Raw genomic sequence first — 24,121 nt, 5'->3', positions numbered from 1 at the left:
TCCGCCGTGACCGAATTCAAGGACAACGACCGCGAGATCCACCAGTTCCGCATGCGCCTGACGGCGCTGGTGGCGCTCGTCTTCATCTGCTTCGGCCTGCTGGTGGCGCGCTTCGTCTGGCTGCAGGTGCTGCGCCACGACCAGTTCGCATCGCAGGCCGAGGGCAACCGCATCGCGCTGGTGCCCATCGTGCCCAACCGCGGCCTCATCGTCGATCGCAACGGCGTGGTCCTGGCGCGCAACTACTCGGCCTATACGCTCGAGATCACGCCCTCCAAGCTGCAGGCCAACATGGAGTCGACCATCGACGAGCTGTCGAAACTGGTTGCCATCGATGCGCGCGACCGGCGCCGCTTCAAGCGCCTGCTGGAAGAGTCCCGCACGTTCGCCAGCGTGCCGCTGCGTACCCGCCTGACCGACGACGAGGTGGCGCGCTTCACCGCGCAGCGCTTCCGCTTCCCGGGCGTGGAGGTGCAGGCGCGCCTGTTCCGCCAGTACCCGCTGGGCGAAACCGCCTCGCACGTGATCGGCTACATCGGCCGCATCAACCAGAAGGAGCTCGCCAGTCTCGAAGAGGATGGACTGGGCGCCAACTACAAGGGCACCGAGCATATCGGCAAGGAAGGCGTCGAGAAAAAGTATGAAAGCTACCTGCACGGCACCACCGGTTACGAAAAGGTCGAGCGCACGGCGGGCGGGCGCGCGATCCGGACGCTGTCGCGCACCGCGCCGACGCCGGGCAGCAACCTGATCCTGTCGATCGACATCGAACTGCAGAAGGTGGTCGAGGAAGCCTTCGGCGAACTGCGCGGCGCGCTGGTGGCGATCGAGCCGGCCACCGGCGACGTGCTGGCCTACGTGTCGCGCCCCGGTTTCGACCCGAACCTGTTCGTGGACGGCATCGACACCCAGAGCTGGAACGAGCTGAACACTTCGCTCGACAGGCCCCTGATGAACCGCGCGCTGTCGGGCACCTATCCGCCGGCGTCGACCCTCAAGCCCTTCATGTCGCTCGCCGCCCTCGAGATGGGCTTTCGCAAGCCCTCGGACGCCATCCGCGACCCCGGCTTCTACATCCTGGGCGGGCACCGCTTCCGCGATGTCAAGCCGGGCGGCCACGGCGTGGTCGACATGTACAAGTCGGTGGTGGCATCCTGCGATACCTATTACTACCAGCTCGGCAACGAGATGGGCATCGACAACATCTCGAATTTCATGAAGCAGTTCGGCTTCGGCGAGCTGACCGGCATCGACCTCGAGCACGAGAAGACCGGCGTGCGCCCGTCCAAGGAATGGAAGGCCAAGCGTTTCGCCAAGAACCCGCGTGCCGGCAAGTGGGTGGGCGGCGACACCATCTCGGTCTCGATCGGGCAGGGCTTCAATAACTATTCCATGATCCAGCTGGCGCATGCGATGTCGACCCTGGCCAACAACGGCATCGTGATGAAGCCGCACCTGGTCAAGCTGATCGAAGACGGCGCCACCAGGCAGCGCGCCCTGACGGTACCGAAGGAATCCCGCCGCATCCCGCTCAAGCAGGAAAACATCGACTTCATCAAGCGCACCATGGTGGGCGTGAACCATGAATCCTACGGCACGGGGTTCCGCGCCTTTGCCAATGCGGGCTACATCTCGGGGGGCAAGACCGGTACCGCCCAGGTGATCGGCCTGAAGGGCGCCAAGTACAATGCCAACGCCATCGACGAGCGCCACCGCGACAACGCGCTCTACATCGGCTTTGCCCCGGCCGACAAGCCGACCATCGCGCTGGCGCTGATCGTCGAGAACGTCGGCTCCGGCGGCTCGACCGCGGCGCCGATCGCGCGCAAGGCGTTCGACTATTACCTGCTGGGCAAGCGTCCGGCGCCGCCGCAGCCGAAGGAAGGGGCGGGCGCCAGCCCGCCCGGCGCCGCCAAACCCGTGCCGAAAGCCGCGCCGCCTGCGGCTGCGCCGGCCCCGGTGCCGGGCCCGCTCATCCAGGCCGCCGCTGCGGCAGCGCCCGGCGTCCCCGCCACACGAAAGGAATAAGCCATGGCGCACATTCCAGAACGGCGCTCGCTGCGGCGCCGCCTGCGTCCCTATTTCACGGTCTTCGACTGGCCGCTCGGCCTGGTGCTGTTCGTCCTGATGATGACCAGCGTGATCACCATGACCTCGGCCGGCGCCGAATATCCTGACCGGGTCGAGCACCAGATCCGTAACTTCGTGCTCGCCTTCGCCGTGATGTGGGTGGTGGCCAACGTGCCGCCGCAGACCCTGATGCGCCTCGCGGTGCCGATCTACACCGTCGGGGTAGCCTTGCTGATCGCAGTGGCGATGTTCGGCATCATCAAGAAAGGGGCGCGGCGCTGGCTGTATGTCGGCATCGACATCCAGCCGTCCGAGATCCTGAAGATCGCGACCCCCTTGATGCTGGCCTGGTATTTCCAGCAGCGCGCCAACGTCAACACCTGGAAGTCCTATGCGATTGCCGCCGTGCTGCTGCTGATCCCGTTCACGCTGATCGCCAAGCAGCCCGACCTCGGCACCGCGCTGATGGTCGGCGCTTCCGGCTTCTACGTGATCTTCCTGGCCGGCCTGCCCTGGAAGGCGATCATCACCCTGGCCGTGTCGGGCACCGCGGCGCTGCCGATCGCCTGGTCGATGCTGCACGATTACCAGCGCGAGCGGGTCATGACCCTGATCGACCCCACCTCCGATCCGCTCGGCAAGGGCTTCCACATCATCCAGTCCGAAATTGCGATTGGTTCCGGCGGCCTGTTCGGCAAGGGCTATTTGCAGGGAACGCAAGGGGCGCTGGAATTCGTTCCCGAGCAGACCACCGACTTCGTGTTCGCCGTGTACTCCGAAGAATTCGGCCTGGTCGGCAACCTGTTCCTGCTGTTCGTCTACCTGATGCTGATCGGGCGCGGCTTGATGATCGCGGCCAACGCTCCGAACAACTTCTCGCGCCTGCTGGCCGGCGCGATCACGATGATGTTCTTTACTTATGCATTTGTTAACATCGGGATGGTGATCGGAATCCTGCCGGTGGTGGGAGTTCCGTTACCTTTGATGAGCTACGGCGGAACTGCGTTCATTACGCTCGGGCTCGGCGCTGGTATATTGATGAGTATTCAAAGACATCGTAAACTAGTGCAGACGTAAAGAATAAGGATCGCGTATGGCCGTTCCAAGAAAACAACTTGTCACGGTCATCGCCCTGGCATCCCTGCTTACCGGTTGCAGCACCACCGGCGAACACCAGCGGCTGATTCCGCTGCCGTGGAAGAACCGCCCGGTAGCGAAACATCCCGAAGCCCCGAAGCTGCCGCCGGCCAAGTCCGGCCGCGGCGGCTACTACAAGGACGACGGTCCCGGCGCCAACCCGCCGCCCGGCCTGATGGACCTGCCGGACGCCGTGGTCAAGGCCGAGCCCTATGCAAAATGGGCAAATCGCCCGTATTCGGTGTTCGGCCAGACCTATACCCCGATCCTGCACGACGACCCCTTCGTCCAGCGCGGCGTGGCCAGCTGGTACGGCGTCAAGTTCCACGGCCAGAAGACCTCGTCGGGCGAACCCTACGATATGTACAAGATGACGGCGGCGCACCCGACGCTGCCGATTCCTTCCTATGTGCGCGTCACCAGTCTCGACAGCGGCAAGTCGGTGGTCGTACGCATCAACGACCGCGGCCCTTTCCACGCCGGCCGCGTCATCGACGTCTCGTACACGGCTGCCCTGAAGCTCGGCCTGCTTGGCAGGGGTAGCCACGAGGTGGAAGTCGAGCGCCTGTTCCCGGACGATCCGATGCGCATCGCCACGGTACGCCGCGCCGCCGCCTCAGCGGCGCAGTCGGCGCCGCCCGAAATCGCGGCATTGATGCTGGAAGACCGCGTGCAATCCGACAGCGCGGCGGTGGCGCAGGTGGCGCCGAAGGTCGCGGCCGGCGGCCGCTTCTACGTGCAGTTCGGTTCCTACAGCCGACCGGGCACGGCCGAGGCGATGAGCGAACGCCTCGCGCAGGCCGGCCTGGAGCTCGGCGCGCTCGAAGTGGTGAAGTCGGGCTCGGTGAACCGCCTGCTTGGCGGGCCCTTCGCCAGCCGCGAAGATGCGCAGACGGCGGCGCGCTCGGTGCCCTCGTCGCTGGGGTTGAAGCCGATCGTCGTCAGGCGCTGAACGCGGCGCGCCAACTTCGGCATGCTTGACATAGACTGATCTCCCGCATACGTATCGCCGGGAGAGGAGCATGCGTCTTTCACAAGGCATTCGCAGCATCGCTGTGCTCGAGGCGGCAAAGGGGATGGTGGTCCTGCTGGCCGGCTTCGGCCTGTTCTCCCTGGTGCACCACGACGTCCAGCGTGTTGCCGAGGCACTGGTGGCGCATGCGCACCTCAACCCCGCATCCCATACGCCCCGTGTATTCATCGCGTACGCAGGTCAGCTGGACGATGCGCGCCTGATGCAGCTTGCCGGGGCCGCCATCGCTTACTCCGCCGTGCGCATGGTCGAGGCTTACGGCTTATGGCATGGCCGTGCATGGGGGGAAGGCTTTGCTGCCGCAAGCGGCGCAATCTACGTGCCGTTCGAACTGAGGGAGCTCTACCATCGTCCGGGCCTGCTGAGTGTATGCCTGCTGCTCGTCAACCTGGCGATCGTCGCCTTCATGGTCTACAGCCTGCGGCGGCGGCGCATGGCCAGCCGGATAGTGCGCTGAGACGGCCTGCCTTTATTTGCAGGTGCGCAATTGTGCTCCGGCGAAGTCGTCGGTGATGCCGGCAAGACCGATGCGCTCGTCCGGTGTCAGGTCGCGGAACTGCCAGGCCGGACGGGTGCCCTGCGGGCCGCGCGGCAGGACGCGCACGCCGCGCACGCCCTGGCGGCCGAGCGCCGCGACCAGGCTCTGCGCCGCCGCCTCGGTCTTGAACACGCCCAGCGACACCGCCCACTTCAAGGGCGAGTCGCCCTGCATCACGAAGAAGTTGTCCACGCCTTTCTCCTTCAGCTCCGCGGCGCGGCGGTCGGCGCCTTCCTTGCCGCCGTTCGGCGGCAGGTAGACGAGGTGGCTGGTGATTTCCTGGAATGGCACGCTGGTGCGCGCCTGGCGCTCGCCCAGGCCCAGGCGCGCGACGCGCGTCTCGAAACGACGCGCGTCGCCCGGCGCGAACGGGCCGGCCTGGGTGCAGGCGATCGTTGCCGCCACCGGCGCCGGGACGGGCGCCTGTTCGACAGGCTGTGGCTCGGCAGCTTCGGCCGGCGGGGGCGATGGCGCCGCGGTGTCGGCCGCGGCGCGCGCCTCGGCGGCGCTCAGCATCACCATGCGTTCGGTAGCGAGCTGGTTCTTCAGGCGCTGCGGTTCGCGCTCGGCCTCATCGACCTTGCCGAGGTAGCCCCGGCCGTAGGCGAACAGCACGGCGTTCACGGCGAGCAGGGCCCAGAATACGAATTTCAACAAGGACGGTCTCCGATCACAAGATGCGCGACGTGCGGGCGGCAGCGTGCAGGCCGACCAGCACGATATTATCGACCAGATGGTGCGCAAGCTTGAGGGTCGGCGCAATATGGGGCGCCGCGCCGCCCGAGACGATGCAGGCAGTAGCGCCATGGGCGGCACAGGCGCGCTCGATCGCCCCGGCCTGCGCCGACAGGATGCCCGAGACGATCGCGTCATCGGTGTTGTCGCCGAAGAGCGGGGGGGGCGCGGCGCCCGGCGCCACCATCGGAAGCTGGGCGGTATTGCGGGCGAGCGAACCCGCCATCAGCGCCAGGCCGGGCAGGATCATGCCGCCGATGAAGACGCCGTCCTTGCTGATCGCATCCACCGTGGTCGCGGTGCCGCAGGTGGCCACCACCACGTCCTGGCCGGGCGCCAGCGCATGCGCGCCGATGGCGGCGGCAAAACGGTCGCAGCCCAGCTGGCCCGGGTTGCGGTAGCCGTTGCGCAGGCCCGCGCGCTCGGGCGTCGAGGCGAACCATTCGACCGCGATCCCGGGCGGCAGCGCGGCCGCGATCCGTTCGCGCAGAGCCGCGCCGGCCACGTTCGCGACCAGGGCGCGCGTCACGCCCGCCATGCGCCATGCGCCGGCCATCGCGTCGAGGCCGGGATGCGGCGCGGCGTCCGCCAGCGCCCATGCGCCCAGTCGGGCATCGGGCGCCGTCACCGCCCACTTGATGCGGGTATTGCCCGCGTCGACCAGGAGCAGGCTCATGTCTTCACCCGCAACGAGACGTCGCCGGCCAGCACCGTGATGCGGCCGTCAAGGGTGTCGAGCAGGAGCCGGCCGGTGTCGTCCACGCCGGCAGCCAGGCCTTCGTGCAGCACGACCGGGTTGCCGGAGGCGGCGTTATCGAGGATGACGACGGTCTCGCCCTGCCATGCGTGGCGCAGGTTCCAGCGTGCGCAAAAGGCGCCGAAGCCCTGGCGCGCGAACAGGCGCAGGGTCTCGGCCAGCGCGTCGAGCAGGGCGGCCATCAGGACGTCGCGTTCCATGCGCGCCAGCCACGGCGCGCCCGCCGCGCTGCGTCCCAGGCGTGCTTCCATCTCGTCCGGCATGACGAGGTTCAGGCCGATGCCGATCACGGCCCAGATGCCGCCGCCGGGCGCGGCCTGGGTTTCGATCAGGATGCCGGCCAGCTTGGCGCCATCCTTGAGCACGTCGTTCGGCCACTTGAGCTGTACCTGCACGCCGAGCTGGCCGAGCGCTTCGCCCAGGGCCACGCCGACCGCCAGCGGCAGCCCGGAGAGTTGCTGCGGCCCGCCGTCGAACTTCCAGGCCAGCGAAAAGGTCAGCGAGTGCTCGCTCGACGACAGCCAGCTGCGTCCCGCGCGCCCTCGGCCGGCGGTCTGGTTTTCCGCGATGAGCAGCGCGGGTCCGGCCAGCGCGGGCGCGCGCGCCAGCAGGTCGGCATTGGTCGAGCCGGTTTCGGGCACGACTTCGACTGTGATACCGGCGCCGGCACGCGCCAGCGCGGCGATGCTGGCGGCGTTCATGTTCGCTCCCGCTTTTCTCCGGCCCGCTGTTTCGTCGGTGCGCGCGAGAAGGCAAGGTCGAACAGGGCATTGGGCAGCAGGCGCAGCAATTTGGCCACCACCCCCATCTGCCAGGGCAGCACGCGGTAGCTGCTGCCGCGTGCGATGACGGCGGCGGCCTGCGCCGCAAAGCGCTCGGCAGGCATCAGGAAAGGCATGGGAAAACGGTTGTTGCGGGTCATGGGTGTGTCGATGTAGCCGGGGGCGATGGTCACCACCTTGATGCCGGAAGCGCGCAGCTCCAGGCGCAGCGATTCGCAGTAGCTGTGCACGGCCGCTTTCGAGGCGCAATAGGCGCCGGCGCCGCGCATGCCGCGGATGCCCGCCACGCTGCCGATCCCGACCAGCCGGCGCGGCCCCGCCTGCGCCTTCATGGTGGCGATGAACGGGGCGAAGGTGGCGACGGTGGCGCCGACATTGGTGGCGAACACGGCGTCGAATACCGGCAGGTCGGCAGGGCGTTCGGTGAGCGTGCCGTGCGAGATGCCGGCGCCGGCGATGACGATGTCGGCGCCGCCGTTCGCCGCAATGAAATCTGCCGCGGCGGCGGCCACCGCGTCGCGCTCGAGGACGTCGACGGCGTAGATGCGGTGGCGCTCGGGGTTCGGCAGCGAGGCAAGCAGCTCGGCGAGCAGCTCGCGGCGGCGGGCCAGCAGGCCGAGGGTGGCGCCGCGCGCGGCGTATTCGCGCGCCAGGGCGGCGCCGATGCCGCTCGAGGCGCCGGTGATGAACACCCGGTCCGCGCGGCCCGGCGCCGCGGTCATTTCCTGTCCGCTTTCGCGCGCGCGACGAGCGCGTCCATCACCCGCAGGGTGCCCTGCAGCGCCTCCATGCCGCTGACCTGGCCGGCTTCGGCGACCATGCCCGGCGAGGTCAGGAAACGGCCGTCGATGGCGACCATCGGCCAGTGGGTGATGCGGTAGCCTTCCATCATCGCCTGCGCGCGGCGGATCTTCGCCTGCACGCCGAACGAGCGGTAGGCCTCCATGAAGCGCGCGCGGTCGATGCCGGCGCGGCTGGCCCAGTCGAACACCTGCTCGTCCTGGACGAGCGGCAGGCGCTCGACGTGCATCGCGCGGAAGACCTTGTCGTGGTACTGGTCGAGCAGGCCGAGCGACTCGAGCGCGTAGAACAGGCGCTGCTGCGCCGCCACGGCCGCGCCGCGCGGCACGTGCACGCGCCGGAACACGATGTCGTCGCCCTGCTTCCTGACCCAGTCCGCCAGCTTCGGTTCCAGGGTGTAGCAGTGCGGGCAGTAGTAGGCGAAGAATTCCGTGACGTCGATCTTCTTTCCGCTGTCGGTCGGCTGCGGGTCGGGCAGGGCCTGGTATCCGGCGCCTTCACGCGGGACGCCGGCAGGAACGGCGGGGGAGGCCGCCGCAATGCCCGGGCAGGCGAGCAATGCGGCGGTGCAGAACAGGCGGCGGCTTGCTTGCATGTGCCAGGCTTAGCGCTGGTTGCGGACGATGGCGACATCGATGCCGCTGTCGAGCAGCTTGGCGCGCGCCTTGTTCATGGCTTCCGGTCCGTTGTACGGGCCCACGCGCACGCGGTGCAGCACGCCGCCGTCGGTGGTGCGGTCGGTGATCGCGGCTTCGAAGCCGAGCAGGGCCAGCTTGGCGCGCGTGTTCTCGGCGTCGGACATCTCGCGGAAGGCGCCGGCCTGCAGGTAATAGATGTAGCTGTCGCTGCCGGCTGCTGCAGGCGCCGCGGCCGTGGCGGCGGCGGCTGGCGGAGCTGCAGCCGGAGCAGGTGCGGCAGGTGCGGCAGGTGCGGCAGGCGCAGGTGCAGGTGCCGGCTCCTGCATGCCGGCGATCGCCTGGCCCAGCGGGTCGGCATCCTCTGCTGCCGGGCTTGCCGGCCTTGCGGCGCGCTCGGTGACCTGGCGGTTCGCTTCGCGCACGGCGTCGCGGTTGCCGTACAGCGGCTTGTTCGGGTCTGACGCCTGGCTCGGCGCCAGGTCGGCCGGGCGGCCCATCTTGTTCGAGCGGTCGGTGAAGGGCGACTGGCCCTTCGTGATCACGAGCGCGACCGCCACCGCGATGCCCAGGCCAATGATCAGGCCGATGATGATGCCGGTCAGGGTACTGCCGCGCTGGCGCAGCAAAGAAGAAGGTCGGATGGCGGTCATGTTGCGCTAATGGATGAACTAAGGATCAGGCTTGCGTTTCGGTCGGGGCACGTTCCATCTTGGCCGGCGCGGACACGCCGATCAGGGCCAGGCCGTTGCGCAGCACCTGGCGGGTAGCGGCCATCAGCGCGAGGCGCGCCATCTTGACCGCATCGTCGTCCACCAGCACGCGCTCGGCGTTGTAGTAGCTGTGCAGCTCGCCGGCCAGGTCGCGCAGGTAGAAGGCCACCTGGTGCGGGCTCAGTTCGGCCTTGGCGCGCTCGAGCGTCTCCGGGTAGGCGGCCAGCGCGCCCAGCAGCGTCGCCTCGCGCGGGGCGGTCAGCGGGGACAGGTCCACGCCGCCCAGCACGGACTCGTCGCCGCCCCATTGCGCCATGACCGAGCAGATGCGGGCATGGGCGTACTGCACGTAGTACACCGGGTTCTCGTCCGAGGTCTTCAGCGCGACGTCGACATCGAACACGAATTCGGTGTCGGCCTTGCGCGAGATGAGGAAGAAGCGCACCGCGTCGCGGCCGCGCGTGATGTCGCCGTTGCCCGACCATTCGATCAGGTCGCGCACGGTCACGTAGGAGCCGGCGCGCTTGGAGATCTTGACCTCTTCGCCGTTCTTCATGACGGTGACCATCTTGTGCAGCACGTAGTCGGGATAGCCCTGTGGGATGCCGATGTTTACGGCCTGCAGGCCGGCGCGCACGCGGGCGATGGTGCCGTGGTGGTCGCTGCCCTGCACGTTGATGGCCTGGTCGAAGCCGCGGCGGAACTTCTGGATGTGGTAAGCGACGTCAGGCACGAAATAGGTGTAGGTGCCGTCGGACTTGCGCATCACGCGGTCCTTGTCGTCGCCGTAGTCGGTGGTGCGCAGCCACAGCGCGCCTTCCTGTTCGTAAGTGACGCCGGCGTCGACCAGGGCCTGCACGGCCTGCTCGACCTTGCCGTCCGCGTACAGGGACGATTCGAGGTAGTAATTGTCGAACTTGACGCCGAAGGCCTGCAGGTCGATGTCCTGCTCGTTGCGCAGGTAAGTGACGGCAAAGCGGCGGATCGATTCGATGTCGTCCACGTCACCCGAAGCGGTGGCCGGCTGGCCGTCGCTGGCCGAGACGGTCTTTTTCGCCAGGAAGTCGGCGGCGATGTCGGCAATGTAGTCGCCGTTGTAGGCCGACTCGGGCCACTCGGCATCGCCCGGCTTGAAGCCGCGGGCGCGCGCCTGCACCGAGGTGGCCAAGGTGGCAATCTGGACACCGGCGTCGTTGTAGTAGAACTCGCGGGTCACGTCGTGGCCCTGCGACTCGAACAGCGACGAGAGGGCGTCGCCGAGCGCGGCCTGGCGGCCGTGGCCGACGTGCAGCGGGCCGGTCGGGTTGGCCGAGACGAATTCGATGATCGCGTGGTGGCCCTGGCCGGAATTGCCGCGGCCGAAAGCCTCGCCCTGCGCGAGCACGGTCTTGACGACCGACTGCTTGGCGCCGGCGGCCACGCGCAGGTTGATGAAGCCGGGGCCGGCCACGTCGGCCGATTCGACCAGGCCTTGCGCGCCCGGGTCCGCCAGCAGGGCGGCGACCAGGCGCGTGGCCAGCTCGCGCGGGTTGGTCTTGAGCTGCTTGGCCAGCTGCATGGCGATGTTGCAGGCGACGTCGCCGTGGCTTGGGTCGCGCGGGCGTTCCAGGACGACGTTCGGGGTGAGATCGGTGCCGGCGACGATCGGCGCAAGGGCGGCCTGGAACAGGGCAACGATTTGTTGTTTTTGTTGGGCGAGCATGGGGATGTCGGTCTGATAATGTGGCGGAGAATGAGGCGGGCCTGCGGGCAGGCAAACAGCGGTCATTATACTGGTTTGGCGATGCGTGGAATATCTTCGCCTGAGGCAACCGCGGTGAAGCTTAAGCGGCGCCAAAGCCTAAGCCGGTACAATGGAGGCCTTTTTCGATCGTATTGACCCCGCCATGACCGACAAGCGCCCGACGCTCACCCTCAAACCCAAAGCCAGGCCGGCGCGCAAGCCGGCGCCGGAGGGCGCTGCGCGCCCGTGGGCGACGGGAGGGCAGGGGCGTGGGCCGTCGGCCTCCGCGCCGGCCGATGCCCGGCCGCGGCGCGGGGAAACCGAACGCGATCACGCGGGCCGTACCGCGTCGCGCGAGCCCGAGCGCCTGCGCCCGAGCCACGAAGTCAAGATCGTCCCGCAGCACGACTACCGCCCCGACCTGAAGGCCGATTCGCTGGCCCTCAGCCTGCTGGGCGCGGCCAGCGCCGTGGCCCGCGTGCGTGGCGGCACCGCGCTGCCGCAGGCGCTCAGCAGCGTGTTCTCGGCCTACGACGTCACCCCGCAGGCCCGTGGCGCGATCCAGGACATCGCCTACCGCACCATGCGCCAGCTGGGCCGCAGCGAGGTGCTGCTGGGGCTGATGACCACCAAGGCGCCGGAGCCGCCGATGCTGGGCGCCCTCTTGTGCGCCGCGCTGGCGCTGCTCGACCCGCCGCCGGGGACGAACCCGCCTTACGAAGCCTTCACCGTGGTCGACCAGGCCGTCGACGCGGCGGCGAGCCACCCGGACTTTGCCCACGCCAAGGCGATGGTCAATGCCGTCCTGCGCCGCTTCCTGCGCGAGCGCGAAACCCTGGGCGCCCAGGCCCTGAAGCAGCCGCTGGCGCGCTGGAACTATCCGCAGTGGTGGATCGACAGCACCCGCGCCGCCTACCCGAACGACTGGGAGGCGATCCTCGCAGCCGGGAACGTGCATCCGCCGCTCACCCTGCGCGTGAACCGGCGCCGGACCGACGCCGAGGCCTACCTGCGCCTGCTCGCCGATGCCGGCATCGAGGCGGCCCGGGTCGGCCCGACGGCGGTGCGCCTGGCGCAGGCCGTCAACGTCAGCCAGATTCCGGGCTTCCACGACGGCGTGGTCTCGGTCCAGGATGCCGGCGCCCAGCTGGCCGCGCCGCTGCTCGACCTGGCGGACGGCATGCGCGTGCTCGATGCCTGCGCGGCGCCGGGCGGCAAGAGCGGCCACATCCTCGAGACGGCGGACGTGGACCTGACCTCGGTCGACGCCGATCCGGCGCGCCTGGCGCGGGTCGGGGACAACCTGGGGCGCCTGGGCCTGCGCGCGAAGCTGGTTGCGGCCGAAGCCCAGGATGCCGGCTGGTGGGACGGCCGCCCTTACGACCGCATCCTGGCCGACGTGCCCTGCACGGCCTCGGGCATCGTGCGGCGCCATCCCGACATCCGCTGGCTGCGCCGCAAGTCGGACACACTCCAACTTGCAACACTTTCCAGCAAAATACTCGACAACCTTTGGCAGATGTTGCTGCCCAATGGTAAATTGTTGTTTGTGACATGTTCGCTCTGGCCCCAGGAATCGGAAGCGCAGGCAGCCGCGTTTGCGGCCCGCCACGGCGCCATCCGCCTCGACGCGCCGGGCCAGCTGCTGCCAGCCAGCGGTGCCGGGCAGGATCATGACGGCTTGTTCTACGCCCTGTTCCAGAAACCCGCGGCGTAGTGGTCATCCCGAAAGAATAGGCTTCGGCTTCAACCTTAAGGCTCCGGCGCACCCGTGACGTTACGATTTTTCTGCCTTCTCGCCTGCCAGTTGCTGCTGGTGTTCGCGTGCGTGGGGGCACGGGCAGCCGACGTCATCGACATCACCCAGGCCGAAATCCAGGCCAGCGAGGACGGCTACCGCCTCAACACCCGGTTCTCCTTCGACCTGAACCACGAGCTGCAGGAGGCCGTCCAGAACGGCATCAAGCTGCATTTCACGACCGAGATCGAAATGACGCGCCCGCGCTGGTGGTGGCGCGACGAGAAGGCCGTCCTGTCGCGGCGCACGATCGGCATCTCGTACGACGTGCTCACACGCCAGTACAATGTGGCGATTGGCGGCAGCGTGCCGCAAAGCTTCTCCACCCTGGAAGAAGCATTGTCCCTGATCCGGCGCCCGGCGCGCTGGCTGATCGCGCCGAAGGGGGCGCTCAAGCAGGGTGAGGTGTACAACGTATCGCTGCGCATGTTCATGGACCGCGACTTCCTGTCCAAGCCACTGCAGGTGAACGCGATCAACGACTCCAGCTGGCGCCTCGCCTCGAACCGGAAGACCTTCACGTATCGTGCGGAGTAAATCAGTCAACCAGGCGCTGCGCTACGCCCTCGTGGTAGGCGGGGCGATCGTCTCGATCCTGCTGTTCCTGCTCGCGGCCGCTTCGGACAACTCGGGCTTCTTCGACCGTTACTACACCTGGCTGCTGGGCGTGAACGCCGGCATGGCGGTGCTGCTCCTGGTGCTGGTGATCGTGGCGCTGGCGCGCCTGTATTCCCGCTACAAGGCCGGCAAGTTCGGTTCGCGCCTGGTTGCCCGGCTGGTCCTGCTGTTCGCCGGCATCGGCATCCTGCCGGGGCTGGTGATCTTCATGGTGTCCGTGCAGTTCGTGTCCCACTCGATCGAATCCTGGTTCGACGTCAAGATCGAGGCCGCGATCGAGTCGGGCCTGAACCTGGGCCGCGCCGCGCTCGACGAAGCGGTGGCCGAGCTGAACGCGACCGGGCAGACCGCCGCCGCCACGCTGGCGGGGCAGGACGCGATCACGGTGCAGGGGGTGCTGTCCGGCCTGGCCAACGACGTCAGCGGCCTGCAAAGCGCGATGCTGCTCGGCGCCGACGGCACCCTGCTGGCCGCGGCCTCGCCCGACCGCCGCGCCAACCTGGAGGCCGACGCGCCGACTCCGCAGATCCTGAAATCCGCCGCGCTGCCGGGCGGCTATGCGCGCGCCGAAGGCAGCGCAGAGATGGCCGCGAACGGCCCGAATGGCCCGAATGCGCTCGACGCCGCCACCAGCCTGCGCCTGCGGGTAGTGCTCGCGGTGCCGGAATCGCCCGGCATGGAGCCGCGCTACCTGCAGCTGCTGCAGTCGGTGCCGGTCAACCTGGCGTCCAATGCGGTGGTGCTGCGCAGCGCCTCCGAGGAATACCGTTCGCGCGCCCAGGCCCGGTCCGGCCTGAAAAAGATGTATGTCGAAACCCTGACATTGACCCTGCTGCTGGCGATCTTCGGCGCGATCGGCAGCGCCTTCCTCATCGCCGGCAACCTGGCCCAGCCGCTGCTGGTGCTGGCGGAAGGCACCCAGGCGGTGGCCGAGGGCGACCTGTCGCCGCGCCCGATCATCGAGACCAACGACGAACTGGGCACGCTGACGAAGTCCTTCAACGCCATGACCGGCCAGCTGTTCGAGGCGCGCAGCGCCGTCGAGCGCAACCGCATGGCCCTGCAGAACGCCAAGGCCCACCTGGAGTCGGTGCTGGCGAACATGTCGGCAGGGGTGATCGTGCTCGATGCCGAAGGGCGGGTGGTGAACTCGAACGACGCCGCCTACCGCATCCTGCAGGTGGAACCGGGCGCGCTGGCCGGTCCGCTGGCGCGCATCGCCGGCCTGGAGACCTTCTACAACTGCGTCACCCGCGCGATCTCGGCCCAGAGCGCGCAGTCGGCGGCGGGCAACGTGGGCAGCGAACGGCGCCGGCGCGCGCACTGGCAGCAGCAGATCGAAATCCCGCGCCGCGGCAGCGGCGACGAGCACGACCACGACATCACGCTGCTGGCGCGCGGCTCGCGCCTGCCGGTGGGCACCGGCAACGGCTTCATCGTGGTGTTCGACGACATCTCGGACGTGATCTCGGGCCAGCGTTCAGTGGCCTGGGGCGAGGTGGCGCGCCGCCTGGCGCACGAGATCAAGAACCCGCTGACGCCGATCCAGCTGTCGGCCGAGCGCCTGCAGATGAAGCTGGAAGGCAGCCTGCCCCCGCTCGAATCCGAACTGCTCAGGAAAAGCACCACGACCATCGTCAACCAGGTCGACGCCATGAAGCGCATGGTCGACGATTTCCGCGACTACGCGCGCACGCCGCCGGCCGTGCTCGAGCCGCTCGACCTGAACAGCCTGATCGACGAGATCCTGCAGCTGTACCTGGCCGAGGACGGCTCGGACATCATCCACGCGGCGCTGGCGCCGAACCTGCCGCAGGTGATGGGCGACGCCACCCAGTTGCGCCAGGTGATCCACAACCTGGTGCAGAACGCGCAGGATGCGCTGGTCGACCGCGGCCCCGGCGCGCCGCCGCCGCGCGTCGACGTCACCACCGAGGCCATCCACTACGAAGGCGCGGACGGCGCCGCCGGCACCGCGGTACGCCTGGCGATCACCGACAACGGCCCGGGCTTCTCGCCACGGATCCTGGCGCGCGCCTTCGAACCCTACGTCACCTCGAAGGCGCGCGGCACCGGCCTGGGCCTGCCGATGGTCAAGAAGATCATCGACGAACACGGCGGCCGGATCGACATTGGTAACCGTCCGGATGGAACTGGCGCGTCAGTATTCATTTTGCTGTTAAAGTTAGCGCCTGAGGCGAACTTGTCCGAAATATAAAAGAGGGCATAAAATCGTACCAGGCCAATAAGATTGCCTGACAAAGCCCCTGGCGCGAGGCAACTCGTCGAAGACAGTACGCCGATACGGCGAGACGATGCAATGCAGGCATGGGGGTTTTGTCAGGCGATCAACGGGTAAGAGATCAGGAAGGACCACAGATGGCGAACATACTCGTAGTTGACGATGAAATGGGCATCCGGGAGTTACTCTCGGAAATCCTGGGCGACGAAGGCCATGCCATCACGCTGGCGGAAAATGCGCAGCAGGCGCGCGAGGCGCGGGCGGCCGGCGCTCCCGACCTGGTGCTGCTCGATATCTGGATGCCGGATACCGATGGCGTCACCCTGCTCAAGGAATGGCAGCGCGACGGCCTGCTCACCATGCCGGTCATCATGATGTCCGGCCACGCCACCATCGACACGGCCGTCGAGGCCACCCGCATCGGCGCGCTGAATTTCCTGGAAAAACCGATCGCGCTGCAAAAGCTCCTCAAGGCCGTGCAGCAGGGCCTGACCCGTGCGCAGGAAGTGGCGCGCGCCCCGCTGGTGCCGCCGCGTCCCGTGGTGTCCGCCGCCGTGCCGGTGGCGGAAACCGCCGGCGCCGGTATCGGCAGTGCAGCCGTTGCCGCGCCGATGTTCGCGCCGCAGGCACCGCAGATGGCCAACGGCGCGCGCATGGTCCATGCGATTTCGCAAGGCGAGGGCACCGGATACACGCTGTCGTTCGACCTGCCGCTGCGCGAAGCGCGCGATGCCTTCGAGCGCATGTACTTCGAACACCACCTTGGCCGCGAAGGCGGCAGCATGACGCGGGTGGCCGAGAAGACCGGTCTCGAACGCACCCACCTGTACCGCAAGCTCAAGCAGCTTGGCGTCGAACCGGGCAAGCTCGCCAAGAAAGGCGGGTGATTGGGCGAACCGGTCCCGACCACCCTGGTCGTCGGCGCCAGCGCGGCTGCACGCGAGGCGGCCATTGCTGCGCTGCTCGACACCATACCGCGCCATGCTGCGTCGTCCACGCCCGATGCCGGGGCGTTCAGCGCCGTCATCCTCGAAGGTTTGGCGTCAGGTAGCTCACCGATCCCCGATCTCCCCTCCGTAAGACTTGTCCGACTCGCACCCGGGTGTCCGTGCTGCGCCGGGAACCTGGTTTTGCGTGTAACATTGAATCGACTGTTGCGCCAAGGGCCGGAACGCCTGTTCATCGGTTTGGCCAGCAGTGAGCACCTTGATCAGTTGCGATCGTGGCTGCAGAAAGCGCCATACGATCAGCTGTTGGCACTGGGTCCGGTGGTGTCCGCCTGAAGTAGTGTACCGGCAGGGCGCACTTGAAATCGGTCCAGCGAGCCCCACCTCTTAACCGAAGTGATCAGCCAACCGCCCGCCGCCGCGCGGTTGGTTCGCACAACCGGGCAGCTCGAAAAATCGTCAGTGCAACGCACAGCGGGTTTTTCGAAACGCCCAACCACTCTGATCGAGAGAAGGAGTCATCATGAACATGATCTATAACAGCGAACAGTACAGCGTCGTCGAGTTCGGCGTGGATCGCGACCTCGAAGCCCTGCGCTTCGGCGGGTACGAGATCGTCGACAAGGCAGGCCGGCGCGAAGCGTTCATTGGCGGCAAACTGGCTCAATCTTTCCGCCGTGATGTGAACAACCTCATTGCGAGCGAGCCGACCATGGAAGAAATCGACGACTTCCTGGGTTCCTACGACACCCTGATGAGCCAGCCCGTCGTTCTGCATTGAGCTTGCCGGGCGTATCAACAAGCACCACCACTACGATGTTCTGAGGACGTAGTGGTGGCGGCGCAGCGGGCATGCCCTTGCGCCACCGGCACCTCTGGCGTGGTAAGCTGCGCGCCATGTGCCAGCTCCTCGGAATGAATTGCAACGTCCCCACGGACATCGTCTTCTCCTTCACCGGTTTCGCCCACCGCGGCGGCCGCACCGATACCCACCACGACGGCTGGGGCATCGCTTTCTTCGAAGGTGCGGGCGTGCGCCACTTCGTCGACCACCAGGCTGCCATCGCCTCGCCGATCGCCGAACTGATCAAGCGCTACCCGATCAAATCCACCAACGTCATCGCCCATATCCGCAAGGCCACGCAGGGACAGGTCGCGCTCGAGAACTGCCACCCGTTTGTCCGCGAGATGTGGGGCCGTTACTGGGTGTTCGCCCACAACGGCGACCTGAAGGACTTCGCTCCCGTTCTGCACGGGCCGTTCCGGCCGGTGGGCAACACCGACAGCGAGCTGGCCTTCTGCTGGCTGATGCAAAGCCTGCGCGACGAGTTCGGCGACGGCTCCTCCGGCACGGCCCCGTCCCTGACGCAACTGCGCAGCGCGCTCGAACGCCTGGTGCCGCAGGTGGCCGCGCACGGCACCTTCAACATGATGCTGTCGGACGGCACCGCGCTGTTCACCCACTGTTCGACCAAGTTGTGCTACGTGGTGCGCCAGTACCCGTTCGTCACGGCGCGCCTGTCCGACGAAGACCTGTCCGTCGATTTCTCGCAGGTGACGACGCCGAACGACCGCGTCGCCATCATCGTCACCGAACCGCTGACCACCAACGAAACCTGGACCCAGTTCGCGCCGGGCGAATTGAAGCTGTTCGTGGACGGCCTGCCGCAGTAGGCAGCATGAGACACAAGCTTGTCGTTCCTTTAATAAATTAATGCCAAAAATCCACTAATCGGGACGGATACGGTAAAGTAGCCATGTTTGCGAGCCAACCCAGACGACATGACCGATACCGCCAGCCATGACCAGGCTTCCCAGCCGCTACAACTGCGCAACTTTTACCTCGGGCGCCAGCCGGTGCTCGACCGTAACCAGGCGCTGTTCGGCTATGAGCTGCTGTTTCGCGGCAGTGCCCAGGGACCGGCCCGGATCGACTCCGGCCTGTCGGCCAGCGCCAGCGTGATCCACCACGCGTCGCAACTGGGCCTGGCGCGCGCGATCGGCGACGCCAGCGCTTTCCTGAACGTCGACGAGGAAGTGCTCAAGAGCGACATGTTCGCTTTCCTGCCGCGCGAGCGCACCGTGCTCGAGATCGTGCGTTCGGTCGAGCCGACCGATGCCGTCATCGGGCGCATGACGGAGCTGTCCCAGCATGGTTTTCGCTTCGCCGCCGAAGCCTCGGCGCACGGGGCCGCTTTGTCGCGCCTGCTGCCGGTGATCGACTACGTCAAGATGGACCTGCGCGAACTGCCGGTGGTGACCCTGCTGTCGCTGGCGCCGCGCCTGCGCGGCACCGGCAAGCGCCTGGTGGCCGAGAAGGTCGAGACCCACAACGAATACCGCACTTGCCTGGACATCGGCTTCGATTACTTCCAGGGCTATTACTTTGCCAAGCCGACCGTCATCGCCGGACGCAAGCTGTCGCCGTCGCAGGCGGCGGTACTGGACCTGATGAACCTGGTGACCTCGGACGCCGACAATGCCGTGATCGAGCGTGCCGTCAAGAAGGATGTCACGCTCGGCCTGAACCTGCTGCGGCTGGTGAACACGCCGGCCGCGGGAAGCGGCCGCCGCATCGAGTCGGTCAGCCAGGCCCTGATCCTGCTGGGGCGCCGCCAGCTGCAGCGCTGGCTGCAGATCCTGCTGTACGCCGAGCCAGGCGTGCGCGGCCACAACCTGAGCCCGCTGCTGATGCTGGCGACCACGCGTGCGCGCCTGATGGAATTGCTGGCGCAGCGCCTGCGTCCGGCCCAGCGCAACGTCTCCGATATCGCCTTCACGGTGGGCATGATGTCGCTGATGGACACGCTGTTCTGCATCCCGATGCAGGACATCGTGGAACAGATTCCGGTGATCGACGAAGTGCGCCACGCGCTGCTGGTGCGCCGGGGCTTCTTCGGCGAGCTGCTGCAGCTGGCGGAATCGATCGAACGCATGGAAGACGCGCAGGACGAAGTGCTGCCTGCACTGCACGAACTGTCGCTCGACGGGGACGACCTTGCCGAGCTCGAAGTGTCGGCCTTCGAGTGGAGCGACAAGGTCGTGCGCTACGCGATTTGACCGCGCCGCTTGCCCGAACGCCGGATGTTCTCTGAACCGTAGGGTGGTCGGCTTGCCCGACCGCGCGTTCAAATCACCCATGCATTGCGTTGAGGCGTCGTCCGATTGAACGCGCGGCCGGCGGAGCCGGCAACCCTACGTCGCCCGGGACCCGGTCCACTGGTTGTGCAGCTCCGGATCGCTGCGCAGCTCCCACAATGCCAGCACGATGGTCGCGATGCCGCCGATGACCAGGCTCCACGACATCGCCGGATCGCGCATGGTATCGACCAGCCAGGGCGATACCGCCACCCATGCCCCCACGACCACATTGAGCAGCACGGCCCAGACATGGGACTTGACCAGGTCGAACGCAGCGAGCACGGCGATGATCGCGCCGGCAATGCCGGCATTCATTGCCGCGGCAGAAGTGCCGGGATACCCGAACACCCAGGGGGAGACGAACAGCCAGACGCCGATCAGGACCATGACCTGGTCTTGCCAGCGCTTGGTCGACAGGTGCATTGCCATGATGTCCTCCGGCTCGATCCAGACAATCAATGCCTTAGGCAACTAGTGATGGCGAAAGTTCTGGAAGAGGAGGGCGCCGCCGGCGCAGGACCGGCGGCGTGGCGGTGGGAATTACAGGTTCGGCGCCAGGTGACGCTCGAGTTCGGCCTTGTCCATGCCGCGGCGGCGCGCCATGTCCTCGACCTGGTCGTCGCCGATCTTGCCGACCACGAAGTACTTCGAGTCCGGGTGCGCGAAGTAGAAGCCGGACACGGCCGCTCCTGGGTACATGGCGTAGGACTCGGTCAGCTCCATGCCGATCTCTTCCGCCTGCAGCGTGCGGAACAGCTCGGCCTTCACGGTGTGCTCCGGGCAGGCCGGGTAGCCCGGCGCCGGGCGGATGCCCTGGTAGCGTTCCGCGATCAGGGCTTCGTTCGACAGGTCTTCGCCCGCGGCGTAACCCCACAGGTCGGTGCGCACGCGCTCGTGCAGGTACTCGGCAAAGGCCTCGGCCAGGCGGTCGGCCAGGGCCTTGAGCATGATCGACGAGTAGTCGTCGTGCGCGGCCTCGAAGCGCTGTTCGTGCTTCTCGATCCCCAGGCCGGCGGTGACCGCGAACATGCCGATGTAGTCCGCCACGCCCGATTCCTTCGGTGCGACGAAGTCGGCCAGGCACTGGTTCGGGCGCTGCTCGCCGTCCACCACCGGCTTGACGCCCTGCTGGCGCAGGCCGTACCAGGTGAAGGCGACTTCCTTGCGCGACTCGTCCGTGTAGATCTCGATGTCGTCGTCGTTGACCGAGTTCGCCGGCAGCAGGGCGATGGCGCCGTTGGCGGTCAGCCAGCGGCCATCGATGATTTTTTTCAGCATCGCCTGGCCTTCCTCGAACACCTTGGTCGCAGCTTCGCCGACGACCTCGTCGGTGAGGATGGCGGGATAGGGGCCGGCCAGGTCCCAGGTCTGGAAGAACGGGCCCCAGTCGATGTAGCGTGCCAGGGCGGCCAGGTCGACGTTCTTGAACACGCGGCGGCCGATGAATTTCGGCTTCACCGGCGCGTAATCGAGCTTCGCCTTGTTGCCGCGGGCCTGCTCGAGGTTCAGCATCGGCAGCGCCTTCTTGTTCGCGTGCTGCACGCGGATGCGTTCGTAGTCCTGCGCCAGTTCGATGATGTAGGCGTCGCGCGTCTCGTCGGTCAGCAGCGACTGCCCCACCGACACCGAACGCGAAGCGTCCGGCACGTACACCACCGGGCCCTCGTAGTGCGGGGCGATCTTGACCGCCGTGTGGGCGCGGCTGGTGGTGGCGCCGCCGATCAGGAGCGGGATCTTCTTCTCGCGGAAGTAGGGATCGCGCTGCATCTCGCGCGCCACATGCGCCATTTCTTCCAGCGAGGGCGTGATCAGGCCCGACAGGCCGACGATGTCGGCCTTCTCTTCCTTGGCCTTGGCCAGGATGTCGGAACAGGGGACCATCACGCCCATGTTCACGATCTCGAAGTTATTGCACTGCAGGACCACTGAGACGATGTTCTTGCCGATATCGTGCACGTCGCCCTTGACGGTGGCGATGACCATCTTGCCCTTCGGCCTGGCGACCACGCCGGTGCGGCGTTCTTCCTCCGCCTTCTCTTCCTCGATGAAGGGCACCAGGTGGGCCACGGCCTGCTTCATGACGCGCGCCGATTTCACCACCTGCGGGAGGAACATCTTGCCCTGGCCGAACAGGTCGCCGACGATGTTCATGCCGTCCATCAGCGGGCCTTCGATCACGTGGATCGGGCGGCCGCCGGAGGCCAGGACCTGCTGGCGCATCTCTTCGGTGTCCTCGACGATCCATTGCGTGATGCCGTGCACCAGCGCGTGCGCCAGGCGCTTCTCGACCGGGCTTTCGCGCCATTCGAGGTTCTGTTCCTGCTTGCCGCCGCCGGCCTTCAGGGTGCCGGCGAATTCGATCATGCGCTCGGTGGCGTCCGGGCGGCGGTTCAGCACCACGTCCTCGACGCGCTCGCGCAGTTCGGGCGACAGGTCATCGTAGACGCCGATCATGCCGGCGTTGACGATGCCCATGGTCATGCCGGCCTTGATCGCGTGGTACAGGAACACGGTGTGGATCGCCTCGCGCGCCGGGTCGTTGCCGCGGAAGCTGAACGAGACGTTCGACACGCCGCCCGAGACCTTCGCATGTGGCAGGTGCTTGCGGATCCAGGCGGTGGCTTCGATGAAGTCCACCGCGTAGTTGTTGTGCTCCTCGATGCCGGTGGCGATCGCGAAGATGTTCGGATCGAAGATGATGTCTTCCGGGGGGAAGCCGACCTTTTCCACCAGCACCTTGTACGCACGCTCGCAGATCTCGGTCTTGCGCGCGAAGGTGTCGGCCTGGCCCTGCTCGTCGAAGGCCATCACGATGACGGCCGCGCCGTAGCGCCGGCACAGGACGGCCTGGCGGATGAATTCGGTTTCGCCTTCCTTGAGCGAGATCGAGTTGACGATGGCCTTGCCCTGCACGCACTTCAGGCCGGCTTCGATCACGCTCCACTTGGAGGAGTCGATCATGATCGGCACGCGCGAGATGTCCGGCTCGGACGCGATCAGGTTCAGGAAACGCGTCATCGCAGCCTGCGAGTCGAGCATCGCCTCGTCCATGTTGATGTCGATGACTTGCGCGCCGTTCTCGACCTGCTGGCGCGCCACCGACAGCGCCTCGTCGAACTGCTCGTTCAGGATCATGCGCGCAAAAGCCTTGGAGCCGGTGACGTTGGTGCGCTCGCCCACGTTGACGAACAGCGAGCTGTCGTCGATGGTGAAGGGCTCCAGGCCCGACAGGCGCATTGCGACCGGAATCTCCGGGACCTGGCGTGGAGCCTGGCCTTCCAGCAGCTTCGCAATCGCGGCAATGTGGTCCGGCGTGGTGCCGCAGCAGCCGCCGGCGATGTTCACGAAGCCGGCGTCGGCGAATTCGCGCAGCAGGGCCGAGGTGTCGGCCGGCAGTTCGTCGAAGCCGGTGTCGCTCATCGGGTTGGGCAGGCCGGCATTCGGGTAGATGCACACGAAGGTGTCGGCGATCGTTGATAACTCTTCGGCATAGGGGCGCATCAGCGCGGCGCCGAGCGCGCAGTTCAGGCCGATGGTCAGCGGCTTGGCGTGGCGCACCGAATTCCAGAAGGCGGCGACGGTCTGGCCCGACAGGATGCGGCCCGAGGCGTCGGTGACGGTGCCGGAGATCATGAGCGGCAGGCGCGGGGTTTCGGGATGCTCGTCGAAGTACTGGTCGATCGCGAACAGCGCGGCCTTGCAGTTCAGCGTGTCGAAGATGGTCTCGACCAGCAGCACGTCGGCGCCGCCGATGACCAGGCCGCGCACCTGTTCGTGATACGAGGCCACCAGCTGGTCGAAGGTGACATTGCGCGCGGCCGGATCGTTCACGTCGGGCGAGATCGAGGCGGTCTTGGGCGTCGGGCCGAGCGCGCCGGCGACGAAGCGCGGCTTGTCCGGCGTGCTGTATTTGTCGCAGGCGGCGCGCGCGAGCCTGGCGGCTTCGACGTTCATCTCATAAGCGAGATGCGCCATGTGGTAGTCGTCCTGCGCCACGCCGGTGGCGCCGAAGGTATTCGTTTCGATCAGGTCGGCGCCGGCGGCGAGGTAGCGCTCGTGGATCTCCTGGATGATGTGCGGTTGGGTGAGCGTCAGCAGTTCGTTGTTGCCCTTGACGAAGAGCTCGCGCCTGGTTGAACCCTCGGCGCCTTCCGGTGCGCTGAAATCCTTGAAGCGCTCGCCGCGATATGCCGCTTCGTCGAGTTTGTACTGCTGGATGATGGTACCCATCGCGCCATCCAGGATCATGATGCGGCGCTTCAGGATATCGCGAAGCTGGGAGTCGATCGGGGAGATGGGACGAAGGGGGGCATTCATGTGGGAGTCTTTCATATCGGCTTGACAGGCCGTTATTTACTGTTGGGCGACCTGAAATTATACGTCATGACGCTGCATTGCTCAGGGCTGGGCATTTTCTCGTTTTTGTGTATGTATCTTTATGTATTGATTTC

21 protein-coding genes are annotated in these 24,121 nt (G+C 66.9%); 12 read left to right on the top strand and 9 right to left on the bottom strand.

All coding sequences use genetic code 11. The features are described from left to right. Positions 1-6 precede the first annotated feature (6 nt). The 4 genes from mrdA (at position 7) to ACFFJK_RS06040 (ending at position 4,697) form a co-directional block, all read left to right on the top strand. A complete protein-coding gene (gene mrdA, locus ACFFJK_RS06055) occupies positions 7-2,028 on the top strand; it encodes a penicillin-binding protein 2 (RefSeq protein WP_379678259.1) in 2,022 nt (673 codons plus the stop codon). 3 nt (positions 2,029-2,031) lie between these two features. Next, on the top strand, positions 2,032-3,147 hold the full coding sequence (gene rodA, locus ACFFJK_RS06050) for a rod shape-determining protein RodA (RefSeq protein ID WP_379678258.1): 1,116 nt from the start codon (positions 2,032-2,034) through the stop codon (positions 3,145-3,147). Positions 3,148-3,163: 16 nt separating this feature from the next. Further along, positions 3,164-4,159 (top strand): septal ring lytic transglycosylase RlpA family protein, encoded by a 996-nt coding sequence (locus ACFFJK_RS06045; protein ID WP_379678257.1) that lies wholly within the window; start codon positions 3,164-3,166, stop codon positions 4,157-4,159. Positions 4,160-4,229: 70 nt separating this feature from the next. Continuing rightward, positions 4,230-4,697 carry a DUF2127 domain-containing protein gene (locus tag ACFFJK_RS06040; protein ID WP_379678256.1) on the top strand — a complete coding sequence of 156 codons (468 nt, stop codon included), beginning with the start codon at positions 4,230-4,232 and terminating at the stop codon, positions 4,695-4,697. Between the two features lie 12 nt (positions 4,698-4,709). Here ACFFJK_RS06040 and ACFFJK_RS06035 read toward each other — a convergent pair whose 3' ends face one another. The 7 genes from ACFFJK_RS06035 to argS are packed head-to-tail and all read right to left on the bottom strand — an operon-like array spanning position 4,710 to position 10,903. Further along, positions 4,710-5,435 (bottom strand): SPOR domain-containing protein, encoded by a 726-nt coding sequence (locus tag ACFFJK_RS06035; protein WP_379678255.1) that lies wholly within the window; start codon positions 5,433-5,435, stop codon positions 4,710-4,712. Between the two features lie 13 nt (positions 5,436-5,448). Continuing rightward, positions 5,449-6,189, bottom strand: a complete 741-nt coding sequence (locus ACFFJK_RS06030; RefSeq protein WP_379678254.1) for a type III pantothenate kinase — start codon at positions 6,187-6,189, stop codon at positions 5,449-5,451. Continuing rightward, the gene (locus tag ACFFJK_RS06025; RefSeq protein WP_379678253.1) at positions 6,186-6,971 is read right to left on the bottom strand and encodes a biotin--[acetyl-CoA-carboxylase] ligase; all 786 of its coding nucleotides are present in this window, start codon (positions 6,969-6,971) and stop codon (positions 6,186-6,188) included. The genes ACFFJK_RS06030 and ACFFJK_RS06025 overlap by 4 nt, the downstream gene beginning before the upstream one ends. Continuing rightward, on the bottom strand, positions 6,968-7,774 hold the full coding sequence (locus ACFFJK_RS06020) for an SDR family oxidoreductase (RefSeq protein WP_379678252.1): 807 nt from the start codon (positions 7,772-7,774) through the stop codon (positions 6,968-6,970). Before ACFFJK_RS06020 ends, ACFFJK_RS06025 begins: the two co-directional genes overlap by 4 nt. Beyond that, positions 7,771-8,448 carry a thiol:disulfide interchange protein DsbA/DsbL gene (locus tag ACFFJK_RS06015; RefSeq protein WP_379678251.1) on the bottom strand — a complete coding sequence of 226 codons (678 nt, stop codon included), beginning with the start codon at positions 8,446-8,448 and terminating at the stop codon, positions 7,771-7,773. The genes ACFFJK_RS06020 and ACFFJK_RS06015 overlap by 4 nt, the downstream gene beginning before the upstream one ends. 9 nt (positions 8,449-8,457) lie before the next feature. Next, a complete protein-coding gene (locus ACFFJK_RS06010) occupies positions 8,458-9,141 on the bottom strand; it encodes an SPOR domain-containing protein (RefSeq protein WP_379678250.1) in 684 nt (227 codons plus the stop codon). Between the two features lie 25 nt (positions 9,142-9,166). Then, positions 9,167-10,903: an arginine--tRNA ligase gene (argS, locus tag ACFFJK_RS06005; RefSeq protein ID WP_379678249.1), complete on the bottom strand. Its 1,737-nt coding sequence runs from the start codon at positions 10,901-10,903 to the stop codon at positions 9,167-9,169. A gap of 184 nt (positions 10,904-11,087) precedes the next feature. Between argS and rsmB the strand changes: the two genes are divergently transcribed. The 8 genes from rsmB to ACFFJK_RS05965 all read left to right on the top strand — a co-directional run bounded on the left by rsmB (position 11,088) and on the right by ACFFJK_RS05965 (position 19,589). Next, the gene (gene rsmB / locus ACFFJK_RS06000; protein ID WP_379678248.1) at positions 11,088-12,641 is read left to right on the top strand and encodes a 16S rRNA (cytosine(967)-C(5))-methyltransferase RsmB; all 1,554 of its coding nucleotides are present in this window, start codon (positions 11,088-11,090) and stop codon (positions 12,639-12,641) included. Between the two features lie 54 nt (positions 12,642-12,695). Continuing rightward, positions 12,696-13,259 (top strand): DUF4390 domain-containing protein, encoded by a 564-nt coding sequence (locus tag ACFFJK_RS05995; RefSeq protein ID WP_379678247.1) that lies wholly within the window; start codon positions 12,696-12,698, stop codon positions 13,257-13,259. Continuing rightward, complete coding sequence (locus tag ACFFJK_RS05990) at positions 13,249-15,558, top strand: sensor histidine kinase (RefSeq protein ID WP_379678246.1); 2,310 nt, start codon at positions 13,249-13,251, stop codon at positions 15,556-15,558. The genes ACFFJK_RS05995 and ACFFJK_RS05990 overlap by 11 nt, the downstream gene beginning before the upstream one ends. Before the next feature lie 161 nt (positions 15,559-15,719). Beyond that, the gene (locus ACFFJK_RS05985) at positions 15,720-16,469 is read left to right on the top strand and encodes a response regulator (protein ID WP_379678245.1); all 750 of its coding nucleotides are present in this window, start codon (positions 15,720-15,722) and stop codon (positions 16,467-16,469) included. After that, positions 16,470-16,865, top strand: a complete 396-nt coding sequence (locus tag ACFFJK_RS05980) for a GTPase (RefSeq protein WP_379678243.1) — start codon at positions 16,470-16,472, stop codon at positions 16,863-16,865. 187 nt (positions 16,866-17,052) lie between these two features. Next, on the top strand, positions 17,053-17,310 hold the full coding sequence (locus ACFFJK_RS05975; protein ID WP_027865841.1) for a BTH_I0359 family protein: 258 nt from the start codon (positions 17,053-17,055) through the stop codon (positions 17,308-17,310). A gap of 116 nt (positions 17,311-17,426) precedes the next feature. Continuing rightward, on the top strand, positions 17,427-18,203 hold the full coding sequence (locus ACFFJK_RS05970; RefSeq protein ID WP_379678242.1) for a class II glutamine amidotransferase: 777 nt from the start codon (positions 17,427-17,429) through the stop codon (positions 18,201-18,203). Between the two features lie 108 nt (positions 18,204-18,311). Then, positions 18,312-19,589, top strand: a complete 1,278-nt coding sequence (locus ACFFJK_RS05965) for an EAL and HDOD domain-containing protein (RefSeq protein ID WP_379678240.1) — start codon at positions 18,312-18,314, stop codon at positions 19,587-19,589. Positions 19,590-19,724: 135 nt separating this feature from the next. On the opposite strand, the gene ACFFJK_RS05960 is transcribed toward ACFFJK_RS05965, so the two are convergent. Both ACFFJK_RS05960 and metH read right to left on the bottom strand, forming a co-directional pair. Next, entirely contained in the window at positions 19,725-20,099 is a 375-nt protein-coding gene (locus tag ACFFJK_RS05960) for an SPW repeat protein (RefSeq protein ID WP_379678239.1), read from the bottom strand. A 111-nt stretch (positions 20,100-20,210) separates the two neighbouring features. Beyond that, positions 20,211-23,987, bottom strand: coding sequence for a methionine synthase (gene metH / locus ACFFJK_RS05955; protein ID WP_379678238.1), 3,777 nt, complete (start codon positions 23,985-23,987; stop codon positions 20,211-20,213). Positions 23,988-24,121 lie beyond the last annotated feature (134 nt).

The sequence above is a fragment of the Massilia consociata genome, assembly GCF_042432755.1.
Classification (GTDB): domain Bacteria; phylum Pseudomonadota; class Gammaproteobacteria; order Burkholderiales; family Burkholderiaceae_D; genus Telluria; species Telluria consociata.
Note: the sequence above shows the minus strand (reverse complement) of the source record. Positions and strands in the feature narration are given on the sequence as shown.